Genomic DNA, 504 nt, shown 5'->3' with positions numbered 1-504 from the left:
GGGAACCTACCATTCGGAAGTATGCGCAGGAATTTGGTGTAGAAGCGTTTGTTCCATTAATGTTGGCTCAAATGATGCAGGAGAGTGGCGGACGTGGACTGGATCCTATGCAAAGCTCAGAAGGAGCATATAACACAAAGTATTGTAAAGCACCGAACTGTATTACCGATCCAGACTACAGTATTTGGGCTGGGGTTCAAGAATTTAAGCATGCGATTGAGCGAGCGGGAGTCACGGGGCCAGGTGATATGGATCACATTAAAACAGCCTTACAGGCTTACAACTTTGGAACAGGATTCTTTGATTTTATTGCAAAAAACGGGGGGAAATACACAAAAGAATTAGCAATTCAGTTCTCCGCAGAAACATATCAAAAAGTAAAACATACGGGTATGTATCGTTGTGTAAGACCAGAGATGATACCCTATGGGGCATGTTATGGCGACGCCGTGCGCCCGTAGAGGGAGCAAGAGAACATGGTGATTGCAAACCATTAGGTCTTCC

The 504-nt window shown here is 45.0% G+C and carries 1 pseudogene; it reads left to right on the top strand.

Features of this window, described 5'->3' with window-relative positions:
* Positions 1-446, top strand: a pseudogene (locus ORL93_RS30975) (lysozyme family protein); the annotation flags it as partial.
* Positions 447-504: the final 58 nt, after the last annotated feature.

Origin of the sequence: Bacillus sp. DHT2 (genome assembly GCF_026241455.1) — a bacterium.
Lineage (GTDB): Bacteria > Bacillota > Bacilli > Bacillales > Bacillaceae_G > Bacillus_A > Bacillus_A pseudomycoides.
The sequence above is the reverse complement of the archived record's forward strand: the minus strand, read 5'-3'. Positions and strand labels throughout refer to the sequence as shown.